Source organism: Ideonella alba, assembly GCF_018069845.1.
Classification (GTDB): domain Bacteria; phylum Pseudomonadota; class Gammaproteobacteria; order Burkholderiales; family Burkholderiaceae_C; genus Ideonella; species Ideonella alba.
In genome coordinates, this window is sequence record NZ_JAGQDD010000048.1 from 1 (window position 1) to 1,560 (window position 1,560).

Consider the following 1,560-nt stretch of genomic DNA (forward strand, 5'->3'; position numbering starts at 1 on the left):
GCCATGCTCAAGCACCACACCAATTGGGCTCCAGGGCTTGACGCGCAACACAGTTGCTAACGTTTGAGCTGAGGGGCGCGCGCAGGCATGGCGCTTGGCCCGCGAGGCGGATGATGAACTACACCGCTTCGCGGGCCAAGTGCCATGCCGGAGCGCGTCCACTCGAGCGAAGGGTTAGCCAGCGGTCGTGACATTTTGAGCCGCGCCGCGTTGCCGCAGCAAGAACCATATTGCCCCAACAGGGACGCAGAACGTGAGCATCCATGGGCCGAGCCAACCCTGCCGCATGAAGGCGGCGCTCAAAAGATTGAAGGCAAGCGGGTTGATGCTTACCGCGCCGTTGGACCAATTGATGGTGAACGACACAAAGCCCAATGCAATGAAGATCAACCAGAGCCACTTGCGGCGTAGCCCCTTGGCGCGGGCGCAGCGGACGAGTGCAAACAGGGTGACCACGACGGCAGCCACCGCCGCAACAAGGAAGAAATAGTGGGTAACGCCCTTGCCTGAGAGCGTGAATGCGTGGATCTGCGACATCGGCGCAGGCAAGGGCTCGACGTTGAAGCTGAGGATGCGGTACGCGTTTGGTTCGCCTGTCAGCTGCGCCGAAGCGACGAGCCATTGTTTCTGACCGAAGGTGTATTCGGCGGCAACTGCCGCCGTTCGCGGCCTTCCGGTTGCGACGACGACTTTCCAGGCAACTGCCTCGACCTTGGTGATTGGCGCGGAGGGTATTGCATTGGCAGTCTTCTCTAATGCGGCTCGAATGCCACCTTGCGCTAGGGCGGGGTCAAGTTGTGCCTCAACAGAAGCGAAGTCCCTCTGAGTCAGGCGGTCGACGATGCTGCGTAGCGCCAGCGCCTCAGGCGATGAGGTAAACGCCTCAGGCGTAAGGGGCATGCCGCAGCCGACGAGTGTGATGCATACGGCAAGCGCGCGAAGCAAACGATCCATGAGCTGGCTAACGTTCGAGCTGAGCCGCGCACACCGCCATGGCACTTGGCCCGCTGGACGGATGATGGCTCAAGCCGGGAAGCGGGCCAAGTGCCATGGCGGTGGGCGTCGGTTCCAGCGAGGGGTTAGGCGTCACCGGACCTTCGGGCTAGTGCCTTGAACTTGTTGAAGCCAATCTTCGAACCACTCGGTTGGCAGTAAGACATGGTCGAAGTCTTCGGTCTGAAGCTGCTTCAGATCGTATGTGTTGGCCAGATAGAGGTCCCATTGCGTCTCTACGTCCGTCAGAAGCGGCAGCAACTGTGCGATGTCTGCTGGTGCCTCAACGTCCAGGTACTTGCACCAGAATCTATCGCACCACTCGGCGATTTGTTTGTGAGTGAATGGAGACGACTCAGGCTTGCAGCCGTGCTCGAGCAATGCGAGCAGCGACTCGCGAGTGAAGGGTAGATCGATGGCGTGCGAAAGCTTCACGACTGGGGGTGCTGCGCTGTGCAACTCGAGTTGGGGCCACGGTGGGCTGCTTTGTGACGCCTTGTATGTTCAACCCAGCGATTCCACAGAAGAATCGCGGTTAGCGCAAGCGGCCCGTGCGCCTGCGTTGAA

The 1,560-nt window shown here is 60.4% G+C and carries 2 protein-coding genes; both read right to left on the reverse strand.

Translation table 11 applies throughout. The annotated features are described in order from the left end of the window. Positions 1–174 precede the first annotated feature (174 nt). A complete protein-coding gene (locus tag KAK03_RS24685) occupies positions 175–954 on the reverse strand; it encodes a hypothetical protein (RefSeq protein WP_210857342.1) in 780 nt (259 codons plus the stop codon). A gap of 132 nt (positions 955–1,086) precedes the next feature. Then, the gene (locus KAK03_RS24690; protein WP_210857343.1) at positions 1,087–1,428 is read right to left on the reverse strand and encodes a hypothetical protein; all 342 of its coding nucleotides are present in this window, start codon (positions 1,426–1,428) and stop codon (positions 1,087–1,089) included. Between the last annotated feature and the right edge of the window lie 132 nt (positions 1,429–1,560).